Here is a 25,014-nt window from a genome sequence, read left to right as displayed (position 1 = left end):
GGGAGGTGGAGTGCGTGGATGCGGCGCACGGTGCGGTCGAGTTGGGTGGGCGCGGCTTCGTGGGGGCGCGGGTCCCGAGAAGGGTGTCAGCCTATTCTTAGGGACGGCTCGAACAGCGCGAGGTGTCGCAACGAGTTCTTTGGCACCTTCTCTGTGTCTTCATTTACTTCGCGGCGTGGCTGGCGCCCGAGCCTGTTTTCACCAAGGCCTTCGTGGTGGCACTGACGCTCCGGCTGACGCTGGCGGTGGGCGCGTGGGAACTCACCCGGGTTGCTCGGGCCTGCCTACAGCTGTACCAGGAGGCAGAAGCGGCGAGAAGTGTGCAGGAACTCGAAGCAGCGGCCGAGCGCTTCGGCAAGGCGATGGGAGGCACTGGGCTGAGGGTGCTGATGCTGGTGGCCAGCATGGGAGTGGCCAGGGGCTTGCCCAATGTCCCCACGGAAGGACTCGGAGCGTTGCTGAGTGCGCCCCGGTTCTCGTTACCCAGAGGGATGACGATGGGAGGCGCGTTGACGGTGCAGATGGCGGCCGACGGCACTGTCATCGTCACGGGAGTGGCGGCGGGCACGGCGGCGGCCACCGTGGGCAGCGCCTGCACGGATGGCTCCGATAGCCAGGACGGCTATCACTGGCACCATCTCGCCACGAACAAGAACGAAGTCTCCGCGCTGAACGGAGGACCCTGGACGCCACTGTTCGAGGAGTTCTTCAAACTGGCTGGAATGAGCCTTGATGCGGCTGAGAACCTCGTCTATCTCAAGGGCCACAAAGGTTCGCATCCAGCGGAGTATCATCAAGAGGTATACAAGAGGCTCGGCGCGGCGACTGAAGACTGTGGAACCACCTCTCAATGCGGGAGGAAGTTGCAAGCGGCGCTCAGGAGGATCGCTGATGAGGTATGCACCCCGGGGTCGCTGCTCCACCGACTGGCGACGAAATCTCGAGACTGAGGCTGGAGTGGAAAACATGTCCAGGTACTACGAGTTGATGGATGACAGGTATCACCCAGGGCGCTGGCACTTGAGAAGCCCCGTGGATGAGAAGGGTGAGCAGATCAATCCCTGGCAATTCTTCAAAGGCAAGCAGATTGAGCTTCAGAGGATAATCCGGTTCCCAGTGAAGCCTGATGGGCTGGCGTTGGACTTCTGCTGGGCCGCTTTCTCCATTCCCGTGGTCCACACTCGATTCGTCCAGCTCTTCGCGCGCCTGGACATCCAGGGCGTGCAGTTCATCCCCGCCCAGGTGGAGGGGCACGCAGGGCCCTTTTTCATCCTCAATACGCTGCGCACAATCCGCTGCATCGACGACGCCCGGTGTGAGGATGTGCAGTACTGGAAGCATGAGGACGGTCAGCCCGAGAAGGTGGGAATGTATCGGGTTGTCGCGGGCTTGCGCATCAATACATCGAAAGTGGGGGACGCGCGCATCTTCCGCACCTGGGGCTGGTCCCAGGGACTCATCATCTCCGAGGACATCAAACAGGCCATGGAGGCGGAGGGTTTCACCGGCACGCGGTTCGTCGAGGTGTGATGCGTCGCTCCAGGAAGGGTCCTGCCTTGCGCACCTGGACAGGACTCGGCAGGAGCGGTGCCTCCTGTGCTGCGGCCCATGGACGGGCTCACCCTGCTCGTCACGGCGAGGTCCGGCGAGCATGGACGAAGCGCACGGCATCCACCACGACTCCTGGCTCCGTGAGTTGCGGGAAGTGCCCGCTTCGGCTGGCGATGATCTGCTTTCCCTGGGGCGACAGTGCGGCCAGACCCCGCTGGTGTTCCGCTCGAGCGGCGAGGGCTCGAGCCGGGGTGGCCCAAGTCATGGCGGGTTTCCCTCCCGTCACCACGACGAGTGGGACGTCTGGGAAGGGGCCCGCGCGCTGGATGAGCTCGACGGTGCGTGAAACGTGTTCCGTCTCTCCGAGTTCATCCTTTCCGAGGAGCGCATCGAGCGTGCGTTGGGCGAAACGCTGAACGCCGCCCTGATGCCTGGCCATGACGCTGACGTCCTCGGGAGCGGTGGCCTCGAGCAGCACCACGCCCGATACCTCCTCTGGGAATGTCCGGGCGAAGAGGTTGACGGCGAGGCCGCCGAGCGAATGACCCACCAGGAGGTAGGGCGGAGACAGGTGGGCGTGACGCAGGAGCGCACGAAGCGACTCGACGATGACCTCTCCGGTCTGCGGGACCACCGGCTTCCCGCTGCCGCCAATCCCTGGGCGGTTGTACGCGAAGACGGTCCCCAGCGTGGACAGCGGCTCCCATACCCTGAACCATCCTTCGATTGGGCCACCGGCACCATTGACGAGCACGAGGGCGGGCGCGCCCTGACCCGCGATGATGTACTCGAGGGTCTGACCGTTGATGTGGGCGTTCTGCTTCGGCGGAAGAGGCTTCATGATGGGAGGGGGCCGTCGATCGGGTTCACAGCGCGAGTGTCCTCCAGCATCCCCTTTTCCCCTGGATTCTGTTGAAGGTCCGTCCCGATGCGTTAGACACCTCCGGCTCGAACTGGAGGTGGCGCGTGGCCGTGCAAGCTGTCGACATCAAGACCTCAGAGGGAACGCTGGACGCCAGGCTGTACCATCCTGACGGAGAGGGACAGTGGCCGGCGGTGCTCCTGGTCACGGATGCCATGGGCATCCGTCCCGCGTTCGAGTCCATGGCGAACCGGCTGGTGGCGGCGGGCTACGTCGTGCTGCTGCCCAACGTCTACTACCGGGAAGGCCGCGCGCCGCTGCCCGGCCTGACGGAGGGCTCGTTCGAGGACGAGGCGTTCCGCAAGCGCATCTTCGGGCTCATCGCCTCGCTCACGCCCGAGCGCATCAGGACCGATGCCGCCGCGCAGCTCGACTTCCTCGCCGCCCAGCCCCAGGTGAAGGGCTCTCGCGTGGGCGTGGTGGGCTACTGCATGGGTGGCGCCGTCGCCATGCGCGTGATGGCCGACTTCCCGGACCGGATTGTCGCGGCGGCCTCGTACCATGGCGGGCGGCTGGCCACGGATGAGCCCTCCAGCCCGCACCTCCTCGCCAGCAAGCTCAAGGGCGAGGTCTATTTCGGCCATGCCGATCAGGACTTCTTCATGCCCGCCGAGGCCATCTCGCGGCTGGAGGCGGCGCTGAAGTCGGCGGGTGTCAAGCATCAATCCGAGCTCTACGTCGGCGCCCGCCATGGCTTCGCGGTGGAGGGCTCGCCCGTCTACGACAAGGATGCCTCCGAGCGGCACTGGCAGACGCTGCTCGCGTTGTTCGGCCGGACGCTCAAGGGCTGAGGCGTTCAGTCCCAGGCGAGCAGGAGCTGTTCGTGGTGGCGCACCGGGCCAGGGACCAGCCGGGGCGGTTCCACGATCCGCAGCCCGGGCAGTCGACGGGCGAGCACTTCCAGCATCACCCGCGCCTCCAGCCGGGCCAGGCCCGCGCCCACGCAGACGTGGATGCCCCGGCCGAAGGCCAGGTGTTGCCCCAATTGGGGCCGCTTGGGGTCGAAGCTCTCCGGCTCGGGGAAGCGCCGCTCGTCCCGGTTCCCCGAGAGCACCACCATCAGCACCCGCGCTCCGGCCGGGATCGTCACCCCTCCCAGCTCGGCCTGCGTGGCGGTATGGCGGGCCAGGATGGCCATCGGCGTCTCGTAGCGCAGCACCTCCTCGACCACCCGCGGAAGGGTGTGCGGCTCCTCGCGGAGCTGTCGCCAGCGCTCGGGCTGCTCCAGCAGGACGCGTACCGCCATTCCCATCAGGCTGGAGGTGGTCTCGTGGCCGGCGGAGATCAGTAGCATCACCATGGCCGCCAGATCCGCCGCCTCCAGGGTGGTTCCCTCCATCAGCGATTGGGACAGCACGGTCAGGCCATCCTCGCGCGGGTGGGCCACGCGCTCGGAGATGAGCTCCGCCACGCAGCGCTGCATGTCCGTCACCCCGCGCACGCACTCGTTCTGCAGCTCCAGCGTCCGGGCCTGGAGCGACAGCATCAGGGTGAGATGGTGGGACCACTTCTTGAAGTTGTCCATCAGCTCCAGCGGCAGGCCCATCCACGCGAAGATGACCCGGATGGGCAGCGGGTAGGCCAGTCGGCTGACCAGCTCCACCTGCCGGTCCTGGGCGAACCCGTCCACCAGCTCCTCGGTGATGGAGCGCACGAGCGGCTCCAGCGCGGCGAGGTTCTCCTTGGAGAAGAGCCGGGCGACGATCTGCCGGGAGCGCGCGTGCTCGGGGGGGTCATCGTAGATCAGGGGCATCTTGCGGTAGCCCACGTCCGCCATGTACGCCCGGGGCTCCGGCAGCAGCGCCTCGAAGATCTGCGAGTCGAGTTTCGAGGAGAAGCGCTGCGTATCCTCCACGGCGGCGCAGATGTCCTCGTGGCGCGTCACCACCCAGGCGCCCATGACCTCACTGAAGAAGACGGGCTGCTCGCGCCGGGCCTGGGCGAAGAGGGCCTGCATGTTCTCGTGATGGGGGGGCGCGAAGGGGTTGAAGGTCCTGCCCGAGAAGGGGCAGCCGGATGCGCTCGCGGCCTCTGGACGCGGGGACGTGGGGGAACTCATGGCTTCTCCTGGCGGGCGGCCCGGCGTGGAGGAGACGGTGGCCGGGTTCGCCTCGGGCAGGAACTATGGACGAGGGAGGCCACTGCCTCAATCCTCGAGGGGGAGCCAGATCCGACTCCATGTCCTGGTCTCTCGCCGTCCGGCGGAGGGTGTGCAGTCCCCTGGGGGATGAACACCCTCCGCGGCGGCGGAGGCGTCCGAGCCAGGACGGTGCACGAGGGCCCTGGCGTCGGTTTCTTCGTCTTGCTCGCCGGGAGGGCTAGGGGGTGCGTGTCAGCCGCAGCTCCGAGCCCGCGCGATCGGCGGGAATCGAGAGGCGCAAGGTGCGCGTCGCGGCGTCGTAGCGGACGGAGGGGGAGCCGCCCCGGGCGAGGGTCGCGGAGGTGCGGGCCTCGGGCCAGTCGTGGACCACGATGTCCACGCTCTTCCACCAGGCCGGGTAGCTGCCCGTGGGCCGGGCCAGCGTCACCTTCAGCCCGTTCGCCTCGACCTGGCAGGAGAAGCGCTGCCGCAGCCAGGCGCCCTTCTTGTAGGCGAGGCTGTGGCCGTCATCGAGGTAGAGGTCGCCCTGGCAGTCCGGTCCCGGGTAGACGCGCAGCTCCAGGGGGCCCTGGGGAACTTGCGCCGTGTGCTGCACCAGCGGCTGAAGGGGAAGGATGCTGCCGGCCCGGACGAACACCGGCAGCTCGTCCAGCTTGGGCGTCACCTTCAAGGTCGAGGGCGTGGATGCATTGGCTGGCGCGGTGCCGCTCCGGGTGCCCTCGGCCTTCCGGCCCGTCCAGAAGTCGAACCAGTCCCCGGGGGGCAGGGTGACGGGGTACACATCCGGGTTCTCGGGGAAGGGCGGGGGCGCCACCAGCAGGGCGCGGCCGAGCATGAACTCGTGGCCGGCATCGAGATCCAGCGGATGCTTGTCCTCGGTGGCCACGGGGAACTCGAGGAAGAGGGGACGCATCATGGGCAGGCCCGTGCGCGAGTTCTCCTCCGCCAGGGTGTAGAAGTAGGGCAGCAGCCGGTAGCGCGTCTCGATGTAGCGGCGGCGCACGGCCGCGGGCGCGGGGCCATGGGCCCAGACCTCGTGGTCGCCGGTGCCCTTCTCGGCGTGGCTGCGGAAGAGGGGATTGAAGGCGCCGACCGCATACCAGCGCGTCAGCAGCTCTTCCGGGGGGGTGCCCGAGTATCCCCCGACATCGACCCCCGAGAGCGAGAAGCCGCTGAGCCCCAGGTTCAAGAGCATGGGCGTGCTCAGGCGCAGCTGGTTCCAGGTGGCGCTGTTGTCGCCCGTCCAGGTGGCGCCGTAGCGGTGGCCTCCCGCGTAGGTGGCGCGGGTGAGGACATACGGCCGTTCCTCGGGCTGGAGCTTCAACAGTCCCTCATAGGTGGCGCGCGCGTTCAGCAGGCCGACGACGTTGTGCACCTCGGCGTGAGTGGCGTTCCGGCTCTCGAAGCCGGGCTCCTCGATGCGGTGCACCGAGTCGAGCGGCAGGGTCTTGAGGGGAGAGAAGACCGAGGGCTCGTTCATGTCGTTCCAGTGGCCCGCCACGCCCTGCGCCACCAGCTCCTTGTAGAGCGAGCCCCACCAGGCACGCGTCTGGGCGCGGGTGAAGTCGGGGAACACCGAGTCGCCGGGCCAGACACGGCCGGCGAAGAGGCTGCCGTCCGGGTTGTGGACGAAGTGGTTGCCGGCGACCCCCGTGTCATACGGCGCGTACCCGGCGTCGGGCGCCTTCGCGATGTGCATGTCGGAGATGGTGATCACCCGGAAGTTCTGCTGGCCCAGGTCTCGGATGAGTCCGGGCAGATCCGGGAACTTGCTCTTGTCGACGGTGAAGGCGCGGAAGCGATCCAGGTAGTCGATGTCCAGGAAGAGCACGTCCGAGGGGATCTGATCGGCCCTCAGGCGCGAGGCGACTTCCCGCACGCGGGACTCGGGCTCGTAGCTGAAGCGGGACTGCTGGAAGCCGAGCGCCCAGCGCGGGGGCAGGGGCGCGGGACCGGTGAGGAAGGTGTAGCCCTCGAGCACCTTCCGGGGCTCGGGCCCGTGCAGGAAGTAGTACTCGAGCGGGCCGCCCTCGGCGCCGAAGGAGTAGGCGTCGCGCCACTGCTTGCCGAAGTCGAAGTGGGTGCGCCAGGTGTTGTCGAGCAGGATGCCGTGGGCGCGGCCCGCGCGGACGGCCATGAAGAACGGAATGCTCTTGTAGATGGGATCGGTCGACTCCTGGTTCCGGTAGGCGTCGGTGTTCCAGAGGGTGAAGGCCTGGTCGCGGCGGTCGAGCGGGCCCGCCTTGTCGCCCAGGCCGAAGTAGTGCTCGTCCGCGGGCATCTGCTTGGTGAGCTGGAAGCCGCCTCCGAGGAACTGCGTGGGGCGGCCCACCGCGTCGGCCGACAGGAGGTTGCCCTGGAGATCGAGGATGAGCAGCCGCAGGGGATTCTTCTCGACCCGGACCTCGAGCGCCGCGGTGCGGAAGCCGACGGCGGCCTCGCTCTCCGGCAGGGCCTTCACCTTGACGCGCTGGGTGCGGGCCTCGCGAAGCACGGCCCACGAGGCGTCTTCCGGCGCGGTGGCCCCCGGGCTGACGCGGATTCTCAGGATGTCGTCACGCAGGGCGGAGATGCGCAGGGTCGCCTCTCCCGCGCGCAGCTCGAGTCCATCGGACAGGGCGCGGGAGGAGGTGACGGATGTGAGTGCTTGCGGAGCCGCGGGGAGCGGGGCCGCGGTGAGCCAGAGGGCCGCGAGGAGTGGGAGCATGGAGCCGCTCCCTACCAAAACCCGTCATCCCCGAGTGGGACGGTTCGGCGGATTGCCAGAAGGAAGACGCTGCTTCAGGCGGAGTGGGCCTCCGCCCCATCCGGTGCCTGGCCCTCGGCTCGCGGGGCCCTGTCCCGCGCCGGGGGGTGGCTGTGGCTGCCATGGCTGCGGGCGTACACCTGGGTGAACTCGGCCCCGAGGAAGAGGATCTGCGCGGAGTAGTAGACCCAGAGCAGCACCACCGCCAGCGAGCCCGCCGCGCCGTAGCTCGACGCCACGGCGCTGCGGCCCAGGTACAGCCCGATGAGGAACTTGCCCAGGCTGAAGAGCAGCGACGTCACGGCGGCCCCCAGCCACACGTCCCGCCAGGACACGTGGGTGTCGGGCAGCAGCTTGTACATCATCGCGAAGAGCACGGTGATGACGCCGAAGGAGATGAGCAGGTTGAGGCCCTGCCACATCATCGTCCAGCCGGGCAGCAGGTTGGAGAACCAGGCGCCCAGCGCCGCCAGCACGGCGCTCACCACCAGCGACACCAGCAGCAGGAAGCCAATCACCAGCACCATGGCGAAGGACAGGAAGCGGCTGCGCAGGAAGGCGATGACCCCGTTGCGCGGCTTGGGCTTCACGTTCCAGATGTGGTTGAGCGAGTCCTGCAACTGCACGAACACGCCCGTGGCGCCGAAGATGAGGGCGACGAGGCCAATGGCGGTGGCGAGGATGCCCGCGCCCGGCTTGCGCGCGCTGATCATCATCTGCCCGATGACCTCGGCGCTGCTGCGGCCCACCAGGTCCTCCAACTGCGCCTGGATCTGCCCCCGCGCCGCTTCCTCGCCGAACACCATGCCCGCCACGCTCACGGCGATGACCAGCACCGGGGCGATGGAGAAGAGGGTGTAGTAGGAGAGCGAGGCGGCGAACATCGGAGCGTTGTCGTCACTCCACTCCGAGACCGCCTGCTTGCCGAGCTTGAAGATGTTCCGGGCACGACGCGCGATCGTCATGCCCGTGCGTCCAGCACATCGTGTGCCAGCGGCCCGGTGGGCCCGCCCGGCCCTCGCGTCCGAGGGAAGCCCTGCCCCCGGGGACGAGGACTCCCGCGCGAAGCCGTAATTCTTTCAGGCCTCTTCCAACACTTCGACCGGATCGCCCACGCGCAACACCCCTCCGTGGCGCGCGATGACGTTCTGGCCGAACAGCACCTTGTTGCCGTGGTTGCGGTACGTGGCGAGGGTGCGCAGGGGCTGCTGGGCGGGGTCGGGCCGGGCCGTGCTCGCATCCACGTTGATGAAGACACAGCGGGCGCACGGCTTGACGAGCATCAGCTCCACCTCGCCGATGCGCAGCCGCTTCCAGCGATCCTCGGCGAAGGGCTCGCAGCCGCTCACCACGAGGTTGGGGCGGAAGCGGTTCATCCGCACCGGCTGGGGCAGACGCGTGTTGAGGTCGGTGAGCGAGGCCTCGGAGATGAGCAGGAGCGGATAGCCGTCGGCGAAGCCGACCCGGTCGTCGGGCGCGGCGTACTTGGGATCCACGGGGCGCAGCATGCGCGCGTCCACGTACACGAGCCGCGCGGGCTCGCGCAGGTACGCGGAGAGCCACCGGTCCGCCTCCTCCCCGGCCCAGGCGGCCGAGCAGGTGTCACTCCAGACGATGACCTCGAGGCGGGGCGCGTCGGCCGGAGGCACGGCCACCACGAGCTCGGACATGCCGGGCGCCGACAGGTGGAGGCCCTCGGGCACCGGCACGGCCCGCAGGTGCACGAAGCCGGGCAGCTCGCGCCCCGTCATGCAGGAGCCGTCCGGCCGCACCGCCATCCAGCGGCGATCATGTTGCAGCCCGAGGGGCTCCACCGTGGCGTGGGTCAGCGGCAGCTCCGCGCAGGACTTGAGCGGGTAGATGGAGAGGGAGGAAAGCGTGGGCACCTGTCCTTTGTGCCTGATTTCACGCCCAGGCGCACCTGGGTGCCCGCCCTCCAGGAAGGCAGGAGGAGTCCGTCCGCCATATTGGCGTTCTGTCCACCTTGACGGAGAAAGGCCCGGGCGGTAATTACCGCTCTACTCATGCTGTGTCGCGCTTCTCTGGCCGCCGAGGATCGGGGGCGCGGGTGAGGAATCTCGCCGAGGGCATCGGTCCACGGGGCCGTTGTCCGGCGACACGTACGGCCCGGCCTCGCACGAGGGGCGGGCCGTTCTTTTTTTCGTCGGGGTCCGCCATGTCCGCGTCTTCCTTGTCATCTCCCGCGTTCTCGCCCGAGGAACTGCGCGCCACCTCCGAGGAACTGCTCGACGCTCCCGCCGAGCGGGTGCTCGCGTGGGTGGAGCGGCGCTTCGGAGCCCGCGCGGTCATCGCCTCGAGCTTTGGCGCGGAGGACATGGTCCTCATCGATCTGGCACGCGCCCACGCGCCGAGCCTGCGCCTGTTCACGCTGGATACGGGACGGCTGCCGCCGGAGACCTACGAGGTGATGGACGTGGTGCGCCGCCGCTATGGGGTGGAGATCGAGACGTTCTTCCCCGAGCGCGCGCGGGTGGAGGCGCTGGAGTCCACCAAGGGGTACTTCTCGTTCAAGCAGAGCATCGAGGAGCGCAAGGAGTGCTGTGGCGTGCGCAAGGTGGAGCCGCTCAGGCGCGCGCTGGCGGGGCGGGAGGCGTGGGTGACGGGGTTGCGGCGCGAGCAGTCCGTCACGCGCACGGAGGTGCAGGCGCTCGAGGCGGACGGGACGCATGGCCTGCTCAAGGTGAACCCGCTCGCTCGGTGGACGTCCCGGGAAGTGTGGGCATACATCAAGGCCCACGGAGTCCCCTACAACGCGCTGCATGATCGCGGCTACCCTTCCATCGGCTGCGCGCCCTGCACGCGCGCGGTGAAGCCGTATGAGGACGAGCGTGCGGGCCGCTGGTGGTGGGAGTCACCCGACAACCGCGAGTGCGGTCTGCACGTGAAGCGCTGAATGAATTCCAGGATCCAGTTCCGAGTGTCAGTCTCATGAGCACGCCCGTGGATTTTCCCGTCTGCCTTCGTCTGGAGGGCCGGCGGGTGCTTCTGGTCGGCGCCGGCACCATCGCCGAGGAGCGCGGCCGGCAGCTCGTGGAGGCGGGAGCCCGGCTGCGCGTGGTGGCGCCGGTGGTGGGCCCCTCCATCCGCCAGCTCGCGGACGCGGGCCGTCTGGAGTTGCTCGAGCGCGCCTGGCGGCCCGGGGACACGCGGGGACAGGAGTTGGTGTTCGTGGCCACGGATGACTCGCGGGTGAGCGAGGCCGTGGCGGCGGAGGCCCGCGCGAGCGGCGTGTGGCTCAACACGGCGGACGTGCCGGAGCTGTGCGACTTCACGCTGCCGTCGGTGGGCCGGCGCGGGCCCATCGTCGTGGCGGTGTCCACCTCGGGCCAGTCGCCCGCGTTGGCGCGGCTGCTGCGCAAGCGGTTCCTGGATCAGGTGCTGCCCGGGCACGTGCGGCTGGCGCGACTGACGGGGTGGCTGCGCAGGCGTCTGCCGCAGGGGCCCGCGCGGATGCGGCTGCTCAAGCACCTGGTGGAGGGCGAGGCGGGGGAGTTGCTGATGCGCGGACGGAGCCGGGAGGCGTGGGCCCGGGTGCGCGCCGCGCTCGAGACCTTTGGAGAGACGACATGAGTCAACACGTCGAGGGCATCGTGTACCTGGTGGGCGCGGGTCCGGGAGATCCCGGCCTGCTCACGCTGCGCGCGGCCCGGCTGCTCGCGAGCGCGGACACGGTGGTGTACGACCGCCTCATCCACCCGGAAGTCCTCACGCATGCCCGGCCCCACGCGCGGCTGGTGTTCGTGGGCAAGGAGGGCGGGGGAGAGTCGGTGGCGCAGGAGGAGATCCACGCGCTGCTCATCGCCCAGGCGCGGCTGGGCCGCTCGGTGGTGCGGCTCAAGGGGGGAGACCCCTTCGTGTTCGGCCGGGGCGGGGAGGAGGCGCTCGCGCTGGAGGCGGCGGGCATCGCCTACGAGGTCGTCCCGGGTGTCTCCAGTGGCCTGGCGGCGCCGGCGGCGGCGGCCATTCCCGTCACCCACCGGGGCGTGTCGGGCTCGGTGACGTTCGCCACCGCGCACCGCACGGGCCAGGCGCCCGACTGGGCGCACCTGGCGGGCGCGGAGACGCTGGTGCTCTTCATGGCGGGCCGCCGGCTGGAGGAGGTGACGCTCGCGCTCATCGCCGCGGGCCGCGCGCCGTCCACTCCGGCGGCGATCGTGGAGGCGGGCACCTGGGCGCACCAGCGCGTGCTCGAGGCGCCGCTGGCGTCCATCGCCGCACGGGCCCGGGAAGAGGCCGTGGGTTCTCCCGCCCTGCTGGTGGTGGGCGAGGTCGTTTCCCTCCGGGCCCAACTGCCCACGCTGGCCAGGACGCGGCCGGGCGTGGCCGGGCCGGAGCAATTTCTCAAGGTCGAGGCGGGACATGAGTGAGACGTTGGCGGCGAGGCACTCGCACCTCGCGGTGCTCGAGGCGGAGAGCATCCACATCCTCCGGGAGACGGCGGCGGAGTTCGCCCGCCCGGTGATGCTCTACAGCATTGGCAAGGACTCGCAGGTGCTCTTGCACCTGGCGCGCAAGGCGTTCCATCCGGCGCCCCTGCCATTTCCCCTGCTCCACGTGGACACCACGTGGAAGTTCCGGGAGATGTACAGGTTCCGGGACGAGTTCACGTCGCGCCACGGGTTGAACCTCCTGGTGCACCAGAACAAGAAGGCGCTCGCCGAGGGCATCAACCCCTTCGACCATGGCAGCCAGAAGTACACGCACGCCATGAAGACGCAGTCGCTGCTCGAGGCGCTCGCGCTGCACGGCTTCGACGCGGCCTTCGGCGGCGCCCGCCGCGACGAGGAGAAGTCCCGGGCCAAGGAGCGCGTGTATTCCTTCCGCGACCGGCACGGGCAGTGGGAGCCGCGCAAGCAGCGGCCCGAGCTGTGGAACCTCTACAACGGCCGCATCGACGCGGGCGAGAGCATGCGCGTCTTCCCGCTGTCCAACTGGACCGAGCTGGACGTGTGGCACTACATCCTCAAGGAGCGCATTCCCGTGGTCCCGCTGTACTTCGCCGCCGAGCGCCCGGTGGTGAGCCGCAACGGCCAGTGGATCATGGTCGATGACGAGCGCATGCGGCTGCGGCCGGGCGAGAAGCCCGTGCTCAAGCGGGTGCGCTTCCGCACCCTGGGCTGCTATCCGCTCAGCGGCGCCGTGGAGTCCTCGGCGGCGTCCGTCGAGGAGATCATCACCGAGATGGTGGAGTCCCGCGTGTCCGAGCGGCAGGGTCGGCTCATCGATCACGACGAGGAAGGCTCGATGGAGCTCAAGAAGCGCGAGGGGTATTTCTAAGATGAGCGCCGAGACTCAGGTTCAAGGTAGGACGGACGTCCAGGGCTTCCTCGCCGAGCACGCCGAGAAGGAGTTGTTGCGCCTGGCGGTGGTGGGCTCGGTGGACGATGGCAAGTCCACGCTCATTGGCCGGCTGCTCTACGAGTGCAACGGGCTCTTCGAGGATCAGGTGGCGGCGGTGAAGCGCGCGAGCGCGGGCGGGGAGATCGACTTCTCGCTCTTCACCGACGGGCTGCGCGCCGAGCGCGAGCAGGGCATCACCATCGACGTGGCCTACCGCTACTTCTCCACGAAGCGGCGCAAGGTGATCGTCGCGGACACGCCGGGACACCTCCAGTACACGCGCAACATGGCCACCGGGGCCTCCACGGCCGACGCGGCCGTCATCCTGGTGGACGCGCGCCTGGGCATCCTCCCGCAGACGCGGCGGCACGCGTACATCGCCTCGCTGCTGGGCATCCCCTACCTGGCGGTGGCCATCAACAAGATGGACCTGATGGACTTCGACCCGGCGGTGTTCCAGCGCCTGGCCACGGAGTTCGAGGCCTTCTCCCGCACGCTCGGCTTCGAGCAGGTGCGCTTCTTCCCCATCAGCGCGCGCACGGGCGACAACATCACCCAGCCGAGCGCCCGCACCCCCTGGCACGACGGCGAGACACTGCTCGGGTGGCTGGAGACGCTGCCGCACGAGCGTCGGCAGGAGGACGCGGCCTTCCGCTTCCCCGTGCAGTACGTGCTGCGGCCGGACCTGGACTACCGCGGCTTCGCCGGGCAGATCGTCTCCGGCAAGGTGCGCCTGGGGGACGAGGTCGTCGTGTATCCCTCCCGGAGGCGCACGCACATCGCGTCCATCGACACCTTCGAGGGCCGCCTGGAGGAGGCCAGCGCGCCCGCCTCGGTGACGCTGCGCCTGACGGACGAGGTGGACATCAGCCGGGGAGACCAGATCGCCCATGCCGAACAGCCGCCGCGGGTGCTCCAGGACATGGAGGCCATGCTGGTCTGGTTCGGCGAGGAGCGTCTGGACACCTCGCGCCGCTACCTCGTGAAGCACACCTCCAAGTACGTCCCCGCCCACATCGAGCAGGTGCTCTGGCGCAAGGAGCTGGAGGACCTGTCCGAGCAGCCCGCCCCCACGCTCGGGCTCAATGACATCGCCAAGGTGCGGCTCGTCTGCAAGCGGCCGGTGGTGTGCGATCCCTACCGGGACAACCGCCGCACCGGGGCCTTCATCGTCGTGGATCCGCTCACCAACGACACCGTCGCCGCGGGGATGATCCTCGGCGGCGCGGGCGGGCAGGGCGCCGACGAGACGCGCTCCCTCGTCTCCGCCAGCGAGCGGCGCGAGCGCCTGGGTCAGTCCGGAGCGGTCCTCCTGCTCACGGGAACCCCCGAGGTGCGTGACGCCGCGCTCCGCCTGGAGCGGGCCCTCTTCGATCAGGGCCGGCACACCGCCACCGTGCGCGGCGACGCGGAGAACGCCCTCGCGCTGGCCGAGGCGGGTCTGCTCGCCATCCTCTACACCCCGGTTCCCCAGGCGCGTCTGGGCTTGAGGGAACAGCTTCGTGGCGCCGGCGTCCCCTGGCTCGAGTTGGAGCCCTCGGAGGACGTGGACACACAGGTCAAGCGCGTGCTCGACGCGCAGGAGAAGACGCCTTGAGTGCCTCCGTGAATGCATCCTCCATCGCCACCCTGGCCACGCCGCTGGGCGCGGACAAGGGCGCGTTGCTCCAGCGCCTCGTCGAGGGGCTCGATGCCCCATCGCTCAACTGGCTGAGCGGGTACTTCGCCGGGCTCGCCGCCCGGTCGCTGCCGGTGTCCGTGCCCCTGTCCCCGCTGGCGGCCGCGCCCCAGGCCAGGCCCCAGACGCCGGTGACCGTGGTCTACGGCACCCAGACGGGCAACAGCCGACAGCTCGCCGAGCGCCTCAAGCAACGCCTGGAGTCCGCCGGGGTCGCCGTGCGTGTCTTCCGCGCCGGGGAGTACCCCACGCGCGAGCTGAAGAACGAGCGGGTGTTGTATGTGGTCATCAGCACCCAGGGGGATGGAGATCCCCCGGATGACGCGCGCGGCTTCTTCGAGTTCGTGATGGGCAAGCGCGCCCCGGCGCTCAACCAGCTCCAGTTCTCGGTGCTGTCGCTCGGAGATTCGAGCTACGCGAAGTTCTGCGAGGTCGGCCGGGTGCTCGACGAGCGCTTCGCGCAGCTGGGCGCCGCGCGGCTGTTCTCGCGCGCCGACTGCGACGTGGACTTCGAGCCGGTGGCCGAGCCCTGGCTGGGACAGGCCCTGGAGCGCGCGCGCACGGAGCTGGGCGCTCCCGTCGCCACCGTCACGCAACTGCCCACCGCGTCCGTGGCGCCCACCTTCAGCCGGGAGAATCCCTATCCCGCCCAGGTGCTGGCCAACCAGCGCATCACCGGCCGCGGGGCCCTCAAGGACGTGCGCCACGTGGAGCTGTCGCTCGAGGGCTCGGGCCTGCGCTACGAGCCGGGAGACGCGCTCGGGGTGGTGCCGCGCAATCCCCCCGAGCTGGTGGACGCGGTGCTCTCCACGCTGAAGCTCGACGGTGCCACCGAGGTGTCGCGTGACGGCCGCGCGCTGCCGCTGCACCGCTGGTTGTCCGAGGGGCTGGAGATCACCCGCCTGAGCCGGCCCTTCCTGACGAGCCACGCCTCGCGCTCCGGAGACAAGGAACTGGAGCGGCTGCTCGCCCCCGAGAACGCCGCGGGCCTGCGGAAGCTGCTCGACAGCCATCAGGTCATCGATCTGCTCCGGGCCCATCCCGCCGAGTGGGACGCGAAGGAGCTGGTGGGCGCGCTGCGCCGTCTGACGCCGCGGCTCTACTCCATCGCCTCCAGCCAGAAGCGGGTGGGGGACGAGGTGCACCTGACGGTGGCCCGGGTGGACTACGAGGCCTTTGGCACCCGGCACTTCGGCGCGGCCTCCTCCTATCTCTCGACGCGCACGGCGGAGGAGGATGTGGTGGAGGTGTTCATCGAGTCCAACGAGCGCTTCCGCCTGCCGGCGGATCCCTCGCGGGACATCCTGATGATTGGCCCGGGCACGGGTGTGGCGCCGTTCCGCGCCTTCGTGCAGGAGCGGGCCGAGACCGGAGCGAGCGGCCGCAACTGGCTCTTCTTCGGCGAGCAGCACTTCCGCAGCCAGTTCCTCTACCAGGTGGAGTGGCAGGAGGCGGTGAAGAAGGGCGAGTTGCACCGGCTGGACGTGGCGTTCTCGCGGGACCAGGGCCAGAAGGTCTACGTCCAGCATCGCCTGCGTGAGAAGGGGCGTGACGTCCACGCCTGGCTGGAAGGCGGCGCCTCGCTCTACGTCTGCGGCGAGGCCCAGCGCATGGCCCCGGACGTCCACGAGGCCCTGATCGACATCTACGTGGCCCATGGCGGCAAGAGCCGAGAGGACGCCCGGGCCCATCTCGAAACCCTGCGCGAGCAGCAGCGCTATCTGCGCGACGTCTACTGAGACAAGGTCATCCCATGAGCAAGAATCCGACGTCCGCCCCCCTGGCCGAGGTGGAGCACATCAAGGCGCGCAGCCGTCACCTGCGCGGCACGCTGGCGGAGAGCCTGGCCGATCCGCTCACCGGCGCCATCGCTCCGGCCGACACCCAGCTCATCAAGTTCCACGGCAGCTACCAGCAGGACGACCGGGACATCCGCGAGGAGCGCCGGCAGCAGAAGCTGGAGCCCGCCTACAGCTTCATGCTCCGCACCCGCCTGCCTGGCGGGGTGTGCACCCCCAAGCAGTGGCTCGTCCTGGACGAGCTGGCGCGCACCCACGCCAACGGGACGCTGCGGGTGACCACGCGCCAGGCGTTCCAGCTCCACGGCGTGCTCAAGGGCGATCTCAAGCCCACCATCGCGGCCATCAACGCCACGCTGCTCGACACCATCGCCGCTTGCGGCGACGTCAACCGCAACGTGATGTGCAATCCCAATCCGGTGGACTCGCGCGCGCACGCGCTGGTGCAGCAGTGGACCCAGCGCCTCTCCGAGCACCTGCTGCCCAAGACGCGCGCCTACTACGAGATCTGGCTGGACGAGGAGAAGGTCGCGGGGGGCGAGGAGGAGCCCATCTACGGCTCCACCTACCTGCCGCGCAAGTTCAAGGCGGCCGTCGTGGTGCCGCCCCTCAACGACGTGGACGTCTTCTCGCAGGACCTGGGCTTCATCGCCATCCTGGAGGCCGGGGAGCTGGTGGGCTTCAACGTCGTGGTGGGCGGTGGCATGGGCGCCACCCATGGTGACAACGCGACCTTCCCCCGGCTCGCGGACGTGATTGGCTTCATCCCGCCCGAGCGCCTGCTCGTGGTGGCCGAGAACGTGGTGAAGGTCCAGCGTGACTACGGGGACCGGACCAATCGCAAGCACGCGCGGCTCAAGTACACCATCGAGGATCGCGGCATCGCCTGGTTCGTGGGCGAGCTGGAGCAGCGGCTCGGCTTCAAGCTGGAGCCCGCGCGCCCCTTCAAGTTCGAGCACAACGGGGACCGCTTCGGCTGGACGGAGGGGTACGACGGCAAGTGGAACCTCACGCTCTTCATCGAGAGCGGCCGGGTGGCGGACCGCGAGGGGAGCACGCACCTGACGGGCCTGCGGGAGATCGCCCGGGTGCACCGGGGTGACTTCCGGCTCACGCCCAACCAGAACCTCATCATCGCGGGCATCGCCTCCGAGGATCGGCCGGCCATCGAGTCCCTGGTGGCGGCGCATGGCCTCATGGGCTACCAGCGCGCGAGCCCCCTGCGCCGCAACGCGCTCGCCTGTGTGGCGCTGCCGACGTGCGCCCTGGCCATGGCGGAAGCCGAGCGCTACCTGCCCGACCTCGTGGGCCTGCTGGAGACGCGTATGGCGGTGCATGGGCTGGAGAAGGACAACATCCACCTGCGCATCACCGGCTGCCCGAACGGGTGTGCCCGGCCCTACCTCGCGGAGATCGCGCTCGTGGGCAAGGCGCCGGGCCGCTACAACCTTTTCCTCGGCGGAGACGTGCGCGGGCAGCGCCTCAACCGGCTGTACCGTGAGAACATCGACGAGGCGGGCCTGCTGGAGGCGCTCGAGCCGGTGTTCGCCGCGTACGCGAAGGACAGGCGGCCGGGAGAAGGCTTCGGCGACTTCACCGTGCGCTCGGGCCTCGTCGCCAGCCCCTCCCGCGAGGTGAGCGGGTAGAGCAGGTTGCCCGGCATGGCTGGGAGCGGTGAGCTGGCTTGAGCATGGGAAGGAGGGACGGCGTGTGGAGGGATGGAGCGCAGGGGCCGAGAGGATTTCTCAGCGCCCTTTCCGCCTCACTCCTTCCCGCCGCGGGTTGTGCCAAAGCGCGTCGCTCGAATTCTTTGACACCCTCTCGGAGAGACACCCTCTCGGGGATCGAGTCACCCGCCCGGGACCGAGTGCCCTTCTCCGTAACGGAGCTTCCGCTCTATAGTGGCGTGCCATGCTGCCCGCTCCTGGAACGGGCGCTGCGCTCAGGAGAAGGACACATGCGCTGGCGAGGTGTGCTCACGTTCACGGCATGGATGGCGATGGGGATGGGGTATCCAGATACGTGGCGGGAAGGCGGCACCATCGACCGGGCGATGGCGGAGGACCTCTCGGAGGAGATGCACCGGCACGACTGCTACTTGAGTGAGGAGGAGTGGAAGAAGCGATGTCGAGTTCCCCCTGAGGAGTGGAATCAGTCCGGGTGCCCTCATGCGTGTCAGTTCAGGGCCGACCCGTGATGCGTTGGCGTACGCTCCTTGCCGTTCTGCCAGGTCTTTTCCTGGTCCTGCCATTGGCCTGGGTCATCTATACGGCCATGCTGGGAGGATTGCGGTCGGCTCCCGCGGCGAGGCTTGTCCCGATGCTCTCGCCCGGAGAGCGCCACAGCCTGATGACCTACGAGCGCCCCTGCGCGGGCCGCAAGGACTGCGAGCCACCGCTCGCCTGCTTCTTCAATGCACGGTCCATGTGGACGTACTGCACCGACAGCCGGTGCATGACGGATCAGCAATGCGCAGAGGACATGGTGTGCCGCACGGTGGAGACGGTAAAGGGAGGGCCTCGACTCCGCCAGTGCACGCTCGTGGGTGTGCGAAAGGAGGGGGAGCCCTGCTTGGACATGTCCGATTCACGTGAAGCCGCATGCGAACGGGGCCTTCTCTGCCAGGACCGCCGGTGTGGCCGGCCGTGCCGGGTGGAAGAGCCCGGGAGCTGTCCAGAGGGATTCTTCTGCCGCGAGGGCCTCGATGGCCCTTCCTGCCTGCCCACGTGTGAGGGCCGTACGTGTCCCGAGGGCCAGGACTGCATCCGGCCCAACAGAGAGGAGGGCGTGTCGGTCTGCACGCAGGTGTATGGCCAGAACTGCCAGGAGACCCCCTGTCCCGAGGGCCAGAAGTGCCATATGTGGAATACCTACAGCCACCCCCGCGAAGCCTGGGGGACGTGTCTCATCCGTTGTGGTGAGGAGCACACGCCTGCCTGCTCCGAGGGCTTCGTCTGCCAGATGAGCTATTGCAGGAAGGCCTGTGACCCGGCCGTCCCCGAGGTCTGCGGCCCTCATTACAAATGTGACCGTTACTACGAGAAGTTCGCCTGGACGTGCGAGCCGGACATGTGAGGCATGCGAGGACAGCCCTTCTCTGCATCCGAGGTGAGAGCTTGGTGCGCCAAGCCAGGGAAATTAAATCCGTTCAGGGGTAACTCGGAGAGCCAAGGGGGCCATCCGACCTGAGTGGCGCAACCTTCGTAGCAACCGGTTCGAGCACAACGGGGACCGCTTCGGCTGGACAATGGCACGGGCTTGTCGGAGCCGGGTTCACGCCCGGCCATGGCGAGCCGTGCCGAGCCTCACGGGAGAGCTTCGGGGTCGTCCGCGTTTGCCCGGATGCGCTGCGAGAGTTGCAAGCTTTGGTCAGCTCTGGAGCGCCTCCGCCACTGGCCGGATGACTTCAGAGGCATCGTCCACTGCCACAAGCGCCTCGTAGATTGCCTCGTGGAGCTGTCCGGGGTCCTCGGAGAGGGCGAACCCGAGAGCGGAAGCTGCGCGAGCCTTCGAGAAGAGCCGAAGCACCTCCGGCCTCGTTGTTTCATCGCCTTCCTCCTCCAGGCAGAGGTACTCGTCATCGAGCCGGGCCGCGAGGCTCTCGAGCTTCCGGAGCAGAGCGCGATCCACCTCCCCACCCTGGCGGAGGTGCTCGAGTGCGGCGACAACCTCTTCACCTTCAAGACCAACCCGCGAGGCTACAAGCGTGCAGGCAACCAGCGCGGCCTTGCGTCGGTGCGCGGGTGCCGCGTGCCTGAAGCTCTCGGCCAGGTCGGGAGAGATCGAATCCAAGCGGAACATGATCACGGCACCTTCAACGGCGTCACGGGGACCGCTCCGGCTTCCTCGATGGCAGCCGCGCAGGAGGGACAGATCGGACGAGTCGCGCCGACCTCGAGGAGGCGCAATCCGTTCTGCTGAGTGAAGTTCACGATGTCACTGCTGAGCGGAAGGGAGCGCGGCCCGCAGCTCTGCCTCTCTGGCGGTCGTTCCTCCTGACGGCGAGCTGCGCGCCTGAGGCAGCAGCGAAGCCGGAGGGGACGGTGCTATACGAGGCCGTGAGGGAGAACCTGGCCACGGCACCATCGGTCTGCGCGGCCTCAAGCAGTTGCCCGTGCACCTGTCCTGACTGCGGCCTCCTCTGGTGCTTGCCTTCCCGAGACAGGACGGCGACGGTACGGAGGCTCGGCACCGCGCACCCAGGAGCCACTCCTTGCCCTCCCCCTCCCGGCGACTCTTCACGACGGTCATTGGCACCTTCCTGCTGTGGAGCCTTCCCATGCCGTCATGGGCCCAGGCTCCCTCCTCCCCGGAGCCCACGCGCATCGCCCTGCGCGCCGCGAGGCTCTTCGATGGGAAGAGTGACAGGGTCCTGGCGGATGCGGTCGTGCTCATCGAAGGCTCGAGCATCCAGGCCGTGGGCACCGGCCTCTCCATCCCCTCGGGGGCACGGGTCATCGACCTGGGCGACGTCACCCTGCTGCCTGGGCTGATCGACGCGCACTCGCACCTGCTGCTGGAACTCGACGAGAGCGGCGGCGACAGCATGATCTCCATCGTCGCCCAGAGGAGTACCGCCGAGCGCGCGCTCCTGGGAGCGAAGCTGGGCCGCGAAATGCTCGAGGCTGGCGTCACCACGGTGCGCGACGTCGGCAACTCCGGGCTCAACGGGGACGTGGCGCTGCGCGACGCCATCCAGCGTGGCTGGGTGCAGGGCCCGCGCATCTCCGCCTGCACCCGCGCGCTCGCTCCCCATGGCGGGCAGTTCCCCACGCTCCAACCGCCAGCTCAGGCCCTCATCGAGCAGGAGTACGTCACCATCTCCGGCGTGGAGGAGGCCCGGCGCGCCGTGCGGCAGGCCATCTCCGACGGCGCGGACTGCATCAAGGTCATCGTCGACAACGGGCACAACCTCCTCTCGCTGGAGGAGCTGAAGGTCATCGCCGAGGAGGCCCACCGCAAGAAGCGCCCGGTGGCGGCGCACACCACCACCGACGAGAGCATTCGCATCGCGGTCCAGGCGGGCGTCGACTCCATCGAGCACGCGTACTCCCTCCCCGATGACGTGCTGGCGCCCATGGCCCGCAAGCGCATCTTCATGGTGCCCACCGAGGGCTCGATGGACGCGTGCGACTTGTTCGATGCCAAGACGGGCGACGCGGAGCGCCAGCGCAAGATGAAGGAGCGCTGCAGGAAGCTCATCACCAAGGCCTATGACCGCCTCCGTCGCGCGGTGACAGCGGGCGTTCGGGTTGCCGCGGGCTCGGACATGTACATCGTGATGCCAGGGCTGACGCGAGGACAGGCCAGCGTGAAGTCGTTCAGCGCCTATGCCGAGGCCGGCCTCAAGCCCGTGGACGTCCTGCGCGCGGCGACAGTGAACGCGGCGGAGTTGCTCCGCATGCAGGACCAGATTGGCTCGCTCGAGCCGAACAAGCTCGCGGACCTGCTCGCGGTGGAGGGCGACCCGCTGAAGGACATCGGGGCGCTGAAGCAAGTGCGGTTCGTGATGAAGGACGGACAGGTGATCCTGGACGCCCGGAGTCAGAAGGAGCGAGTGGATGAATCGACACGCTGAGCGGCTCGCCTCCTCCCCACCTGTGGCCTGAGCCGGCTCTCCGGCCCCACTCGGGTCAGCCGGCGGGGACGAGCGTCTTCCCCTCGCGCCGCCAGGACACGGGCAGCAGGACACGGACCTCCAAGGAGGCGCCGTTCTCCTGTCGCTCCACGCGAAGCGTCCGCTCCTCCGGTGTCACCTTCCAGCGCACTCCCGTGGAGCCACGTGCCTCCAGGTTCGGCTCCGGGGGAGGCACGCGGGGCGGTTGCTCGAGGTTGCTCCAGGTCCGGCCTCCGTCCTTCGTGGCGATCGCGCGAACGGGGGCATTCTCCTCGTTCGCGTCCGTCAACCACACCGTCCCCTGTTGACCATCCTTCCAGGCCATCTGCTCCGGCCACTCGGACCAGATGGCCTTGGGGAGCCTGCCCCGGCGCCTCCACGTCGCCCCGCAGTCGGAGCTCGCGAACAGCGTGAGCCGTCCGGGGCCTTCCGTGCTCCAACCCACGAGGGCGCGGCCCTGGCAGCCCATGAAGCGCACGAAGAGCACCTCGCTGTGCTCCTCGGCTGGGAGCACCTCGCTCCAGTGGGCTCCGCCATCGGTACTGCGGAGCAGGAGCGCCCGGAGCGGATGTGAGGACACGCTGAGCTTGCCGAAAAGGTAGATGCCCGCTTCTGAACGCGCGGGCACCGCGATACCGTTGACGGTCAGGGAAACCTCCTCACCGGGCTCGGCCGCGCCTGCTTTCAGGCTCATGGGCGCAGGGGGCGCCGCGGCGAGCAGCGCGCAGAGGAAGAGCGTGAGCATCGGGTCTCCTGACGGCTGGTGAGGCATGCCTGGGCGCGCTGCTACCGATGCCAGCGGCGCTCGTTCTCGACGAATTCGTACCACTTATTCCAATCGACCTGGCCCTCCTCGTCGAGAAGCTCCTGAAGGAAGACGTCGCCGTCGCTGGTTTCCGGGTGTTGCGTCTCCTCGTTCTCGGACGTCACCATGCCGTGCGAGCTGTAGAAGACCTCCGCCTTCAGCTCGCCGATGACGGTCATCGAGTGGCCTCGCTCGACCAGCTCCCTGACTTCCAGGGTGTCGCAGACCAGCATGTTGTTGCAGCCCGACTGGCCGACGACGCGGTTCGCACGGAGTGCTCCCGAGACGAAGATCCACCCCGAGGTCCACAGCTCGCGGCAGCGCAGGTTTCCCGCCACGAAGATGAACTGGCGATTCTCGAGATCATTGAGCACTGCCTCGGGGACTTCGAGATCGCCCATCACCAGATGCACGCCCTCGCGCTCGAAGTCCGGTTGCTCGCCCGGCTCGTACACGAACGTCGGGAGCGCGAGGTACTTCTCGAGGTAGCAGAACGCCTCGGCAGCTGGCTCGAGGTTGGAGACGAGGCGATCCACCAAAGCCTTGGCTTCCGCGTTCTCTTTGGCGGGGGGCAGCGTTTTCATGTGTCGCGCAGTACGCGAGACGCGCATCTGGGGTCAAGACTTGACCCCCTCCTGGGGGACGGAAGCGCGGCGACGCTACTTCGCGCGCGCCCGCTCCTGCGCACGCCGCCTGACCTCGCGCTATTCTCGGTTCGCGGCGGCGCGGGCCGCGATGTCCAGCGCGGGCTCATCGACACCAGGCCGTTGTTCAGCTGGGCGCTTCCACAAGCCAGCGTTCTTGATGCCGAGCTTGTCGGGGTCGAACACCGGCTCGAGCCCGGCCTTCTTCTGGGCCTCATAGTCCTTCAGCGCCACCAGCGCGGGCTTCTGGATGATGAGGATGGCGATGATGTTGAGCCAGGCCATGAGACCCACGCCGACGTCACCCAGGTCCCAGGCCACTCCCGCGCTCTTCACCGAACCGTAGGCCACCGACGCCATCATGGTGATGCGCAACACCATGAACATCCATGGCCGGTGCGCCTTCCGGTTGATGTAGGTGATGTTGGTCTCGGCCATGTAGTAGTAGGCCACGATGGTGGTGAAGGCGAAGAACATCAGCGCCAGCGCCACGAAGCTCGCACCGTAGCCGGGCAGTACCTGCTCGAAGGAAGCCTGCGCATAGGCGGGGCCCGCACCGACGCCAGGCAGGTTCTCCACGATCGCTTTGCCGCCCGGAGCCACCACGTTGTACATGCCGGTCGACAGCAGCAGGAAGGCGGTCGCCGAGCACACCAAGAGCGTGTCGACGTAGACCGAGAACGCCTGCACGTAGCCCTGGCTGGCCGGGTGTGACACCTCGGCGGCCGCCGCCGGATGCGGGCCACTGCCCTGGCCGGCCTCGTTGGAGTACACGCCGCGCTTGACTCCCCACTCCACCGCCAGGCCCAGCACCGCACCGAACGCCGCCTCCATGCCGAAGGCGCTCTTGAAGATGAGCGCGATCATGCTGGGGATTTTTCCGGCGTTGAGGAACATGACCCCCAGCGCCACCACGATGTAGGCGAGCGCCATGAACGGCACCACGACCTCGGCGAAGTGGGCAATGCGCTTGACGCCACCAAAAATGATGAACCCGAGCACCACCACGAGGGCGGCTGCACTGACGCTGGTTGGCACCTTCCAGGCGTTCTCTACCGCGACGGCGATGCCGTTGGCCTGCACGCCGGGGAGCAACAGGCCCATGGCCACCACCGTGGCGACGGCGAAGATCCACGCGTACCACCTCTGCCCCATTGCCTTCTCGATGTAGTAGGCCGGGCCGCCGCGGTACTGGCCCTTCTCGTCGACCTCCTTGTAGATCTGTGCCAGCGTCGACTCGACGTAGGCGGTGGAGGCGCCGAGGAAGGCCGTCATCCACATCCAGAAGACGGCGCCAGGGCCACCGAAGGTGATGGCGGTGGCCACGCCCGCGATGTTGCCGGTGCCCACGCGGCCAGCCAGTGCCATGGTGAGCGCCTGAAACGACGACACGCCGGCCTGCGACTTCTGGCTCTTGAACATCAGCCGCACCATCTCGCCCAGACCACGCACCTGCATGAATCGGGTACGGAGCGAGAAGTACAGCCCCACGCCCAGGCACAGGTAGATCAGCGGACGGCTCCAGATGATGTCGTTGAGCTGTCGGATGAGGTCGGTCATGAGTGCTCCTCTTGATGGATGTCGGCCGGTGGCGAAGCCGACGGGCGCCGGACCCTAACCCGGCGGAAGCCGGAGCAGGGGTCCCAGTTTTCCTTGGAGGGAGCCTCGGAGACGAAGAAGCGGCGTTGGCTGCGGCGCACAGCCCACGGACTCGCAGGAGATCGTCGACAACCTGCTGCAGGCCGGATTCCCCGCCGACGACATCCTGGTCGTCGGTGATGCCGTCTACG

The 25,014-nt window shown here is 68.5% G+C and carries 21 protein-coding genes and 1 pseudogene; 13 read left to right on the top strand and 9 right to left on the bottom strand.

Annotated elements, in window-relative coordinates; all coding sequences use genetic code 11:
* Positions 1-149: 149 nt before the first annotated feature.
* Positions 150-950, top strand: a pseudogene (locus D187_RS45175) (AHH domain-containing protein); the annotation flags it as partial.
* A gap of 16 nt (positions 951-966) precedes the next feature.
* Positions 967-1,530 carry an imm11 family protein gene (locus D187_RS45170; RefSeq protein WP_043434990.1) on the top strand — a complete coding sequence of 188 codons (564 nt, stop codon included), beginning with the start codon at positions 967-969 and terminating at the stop codon, positions 1,528-1,530.
* A gap of 100 nt (positions 1,531-1,630) precedes the next feature.
* On the opposite strand, the gene D187_RS45165 is transcribed toward D187_RS45170, so the two are convergent.
* Entirely contained in the window at positions 1,631-2,392 is a 762-nt protein-coding gene (locus D187_RS45165; RefSeq protein WP_002628336.1) for an alpha/beta fold hydrolase, read from the bottom strand.
* Between the two features lie 125 nt (positions 2,393-2,517).
* Between D187_RS45165 and D187_RS45160 the strand changes: the two genes are divergently transcribed.
* Positions 2,518-3,264 carry a dienelactone hydrolase family protein gene (locus tag D187_RS45160; protein ID WP_002628337.1) on the top strand — a complete coding sequence of 249 codons (747 nt, stop codon included), beginning with the start codon at positions 2,518-2,520 and terminating at the stop codon, positions 3,262-3,264.
* A 5-nt stretch (positions 3,265-3,269) separates the two neighbouring features.
* Here D187_RS45160 and D187_RS45155 read toward each other — a convergent pair whose 3' ends face one another.
* The 4 genes from D187_RS45155 to D187_RS45140 all read right to left on the bottom strand — a co-directional run bounded on the left by D187_RS45155 (position 3,270) and on the right by D187_RS45140 (position 9,206).
* Positions 3,270-4,532, bottom strand: a complete 1,263-nt coding sequence (locus tag D187_RS45155) for a cytochrome P450 (protein ID WP_002628338.1) — start codon at positions 4,530-4,532, stop codon at positions 3,270-3,272.
* A 259-nt stretch (positions 4,533-4,791) separates the two neighbouring features.
* The gene (locus tag D187_RS45150) at positions 4,792-7,281 is read right to left on the bottom strand and encodes a glycoside hydrolase family 31 protein (RefSeq protein WP_002628339.1); all 2,490 of its coding nucleotides are present in this window, start codon (positions 7,279-7,281) and stop codon (positions 4,792-4,794) included.
* Between the two features lie 74 nt (positions 7,282-7,355).
* Positions 7,356-8,285, bottom strand: a complete 930-nt coding sequence (locus D187_RS45145) for a YihY/virulence factor BrkB family protein (protein WP_002628340.1) — start codon at positions 8,283-8,285, stop codon at positions 7,356-7,358.
* 114 nt (positions 8,286-8,399) lie between these two features.
* On the bottom strand, positions 8,400-9,206 hold the full coding sequence (locus D187_RS45140) for an MOSC domain-containing protein (RefSeq protein WP_002628341.1): 807 nt from the start codon (positions 9,204-9,206) through the stop codon (positions 8,400-8,402).
* A 290-nt stretch (positions 9,207-9,496) separates the two neighbouring features.
* Here D187_RS45140 and D187_RS45135 point away from each other — a divergent pair, with 290 nt between their 5' ends.
* The 9 genes from D187_RS45135 (at position 9,497) to D187_RS56115 (ending at position 19,233) form a co-directional block, all read left to right on the top strand.
* Positions 9,497-10,234, top strand: coding sequence for a phosphoadenylyl-sulfate reductase (locus D187_RS45135; RefSeq protein WP_002628342.1), 738 nt, complete (start codon positions 9,497-9,499; stop codon positions 10,232-10,234).
* A 35-nt stretch (positions 10,235-10,269) separates the two neighbouring features.
* Positions 10,270-10,911 (top strand): precorrin-2 dehydrogenase/sirohydrochlorin ferrochelatase family protein, encoded by a 642-nt coding sequence (locus tag D187_RS45130; protein ID WP_002628343.1) that lies wholly within the window; start codon positions 10,270-10,272, stop codon positions 10,909-10,911.
* Positions 10,908-11,708, top strand: a complete 801-nt coding sequence (gene cobA, locus D187_RS45125; RefSeq protein WP_002628344.1) for a uroporphyrinogen-III C-methyltransferase — start codon at positions 10,908-10,910, stop codon at positions 11,706-11,708. The genes D187_RS45130 and cobA overlap by 4 nt, the downstream gene beginning before the upstream one ends.
* Positions 11,701-12,618 (top strand): sulfate adenylyltransferase subunit CysD, encoded by a 918-nt coding sequence (gene cysD, locus D187_RS45120; RefSeq protein WP_002628345.1) that lies wholly within the window; start codon positions 11,701-11,703, stop codon positions 12,616-12,618. Before cobA ends, cysD begins: the two co-directional genes overlap by 8 nt.
* A gap of 1 nt (position 12,619) precedes the next feature.
* Positions 12,620-14,278: a GTP-binding protein gene (locus D187_RS45115; RefSeq protein ID WP_002628346.1), complete on the top strand. Its 1,659-nt coding sequence runs from the start codon at positions 12,620-12,622 to the stop codon at positions 14,276-14,278.
* On the top strand, positions 14,275-16,098 hold the full coding sequence (locus D187_RS45110) for an assimilatory sulfite reductase (NADPH) flavoprotein subunit (protein ID WP_002628347.1): 1,824 nt from the start codon (positions 14,275-14,277) through the stop codon (positions 16,096-16,098). Before D187_RS45115 ends, D187_RS45110 begins: the two co-directional genes overlap by 4 nt.
* Positions 16,099-16,112: 14 nt before the next feature.
* Positions 16,113-17,804, top strand: a complete 1,692-nt coding sequence (gene cysI / locus D187_RS45105) for an assimilatory sulfite reductase (NADPH) hemoprotein subunit (RefSeq protein ID WP_002628348.1) — start codon at positions 16,113-16,115, stop codon at positions 17,802-17,804.
* A gap of 311 nt (positions 17,805-18,115) precedes the next feature.
* Entirely contained in the window at positions 18,116-18,355 is a 240-nt protein-coding gene (locus D187_RS45100; RefSeq protein WP_002628349.1) for a hypothetical protein, read from the top strand.
* 590 nt (positions 18,356-18,945) lie between these two features.
* Complete coding sequence (locus tag D187_RS56115; RefSeq protein WP_002628350.1) at positions 18,946-19,233, top strand: hypothetical protein; 288 nt, start codon at positions 18,946-18,948, stop codon at positions 19,231-19,233.
* A gap of 294 nt (positions 19,234-19,527) precedes the next feature.
* On the opposite strand, the gene D187_RS45090 is transcribed toward D187_RS56115, so the two are convergent.
* Entirely contained in the window at positions 19,528-19,959 is a 432-nt protein-coding gene (locus D187_RS45090) for a hypothetical protein (protein ID WP_155894032.1), read from the bottom strand.
* A gap of 412 nt (positions 19,960-20,371) precedes the next feature.
* Here D187_RS45090 and D187_RS45085 point away from each other — a divergent pair, with 412 nt between their 5' ends.
* Positions 20,372-21,736, top strand: a complete 1,365-nt coding sequence (locus D187_RS45085) for an amidohydrolase family protein (RefSeq protein ID WP_002628352.1) — start codon at positions 20,372-20,374, stop codon at positions 21,734-21,736.
* Between the two features lie 55 nt (positions 21,737-21,791).
* Here the strand turns inward: D187_RS45085 and D187_RS45080 are convergent, their stop codons facing one another.
* From D187_RS45080 to D187_RS45070, 3 genes are all read right to left on the bottom strand, one after another.
* Positions 21,792-22,520: a WD40/YVTN/BNR-like repeat-containing protein gene (locus D187_RS45080; protein WP_002628353.1), complete on the bottom strand. Its 729-nt coding sequence runs from the start codon at positions 22,518-22,520 to the stop codon at positions 21,792-21,794.
* Between the two features lie 41 nt (positions 22,521-22,561).
* A complete protein-coding gene (locus D187_RS45075) occupies positions 22,562-23,116 on the bottom strand; it encodes a hypothetical protein (RefSeq protein WP_155894031.1) in 555 nt (184 codons plus the stop codon).
* 168 nt (positions 23,117-23,284) lie between these two features.
* Entirely contained in the window at positions 23,285-24,784 is a 1,500-nt protein-coding gene (locus D187_RS45070; protein WP_002628355.1) for an alanine/glycine:cation symporter family protein, read from the bottom strand.
* Between the last annotated feature and the right edge of the window lie 230 nt (positions 24,785-25,014).

It is taken from the genome of Cystobacter fuscus DSM 2262, from assembly GCF_000335475.2.
GTDB classification, from domain to species: domain Bacteria; phylum Myxococcota; class Myxococcia; order Myxococcales; family Myxococcaceae; genus Cystobacter; species Cystobacter fuscus.
Note: the sequence above shows the minus strand (reverse complement) of the source record. Positions and strands in the feature narration are given on the sequence as shown.

Coding starts and splice junctions, on each gene's coding strand:
- cysD (WP_002628345.1), top strand. CDS start 11,701: ATGAGTGAGACGTTGGCGGCGAGGCACTCGCACCTCGCGGTGCTCGAG.
- D187_RS45100 (WP_002628349.1), top strand. CDS start 18,116: ATGCGCTGGCGAGGTGTGCTCACGTTCACGGCATGGATGGCGATGGGG.
- D187_RS45090 (WP_155894032.1), bottom strand. CDS start 19,959: ATGTTCCGCTTGGATTCGATCTCTCCCGACCTGGCCGAGAGCTTCAGG.
- D187_RS45155 (WP_002628338.1), bottom strand. CDS start 4,532: ATGAGTTCCCCCACGTCCCCGCGTCCAGAGGCCGCGAGCGCATCCGGC.
- D187_RS45165 (WP_002628336.1), bottom strand. CDS start 2,392: ATGAAGCCTCTTCCGCCGAAGCAGAACGCCCACATCAACGGTCAGACC.
- D187_RS45080 (WP_002628353.1), bottom strand. CDS start 22,520: ATGCTCACGCTCTTCCTCTGCGCGCTGCTCGCCGCGGCGCCCCCTGCG.
- D187_RS45130 (WP_002628343.1), top strand. CDS start 10,270: ATGAGCACGCCCGTGGATTTTCCCGTCTGCCTTCGTCTGGAGGGCCGG.
- D187_RS45070 (WP_002628355.1), bottom strand. CDS start 24,784: ATGACCGACCTCATCCGACAGCTCAACGACATCATCTGGAGCCGTCCG.
- D187_RS45150 (WP_002628339.1), bottom strand. CDS start 7,281: ATGCTCCCACTCCTCGCGGCCCTCTGGCTCACCGCGGCCCCGCTCCCC.
- D187_RS45145 (WP_002628340.1), bottom strand. CDS start 8,285: ATGACGATCGCGCGTCGTGCCCGGAACATCTTCAAGCTCGGCAAGCAG.
- cysI (WP_002628348.1), top strand. CDS start 16,113: ATGAGCAAGAATCCGACGTCCGCCCCCCTGGCCGAGGTGGAGCACATC.
- D187_RS45170 (WP_043434990.1), top strand. CDS start 967: ATGTCCAGGTACTACGAGTTGATGGATGACAGGTATCACCCAGGGCGC.
- D187_RS45115 (WP_002628346.1), top strand. CDS start 12,620: ATGAGCGCCGAGACTCAGGTTCAAGGTAGGACGGACGTCCAGGGCTTC.
- cobA (WP_002628344.1), top strand. CDS start 10,908: ATGAGTCAACACGTCGAGGGCATCGTGTACCTGGTGGGCGCGGGTCCG.
- D187_RS45135 (WP_002628342.1), top strand. CDS start 9,497: ATGTCCGCGTCTTCCTTGTCATCTCCCGCGTTCTCGCCCGAGGAACTG.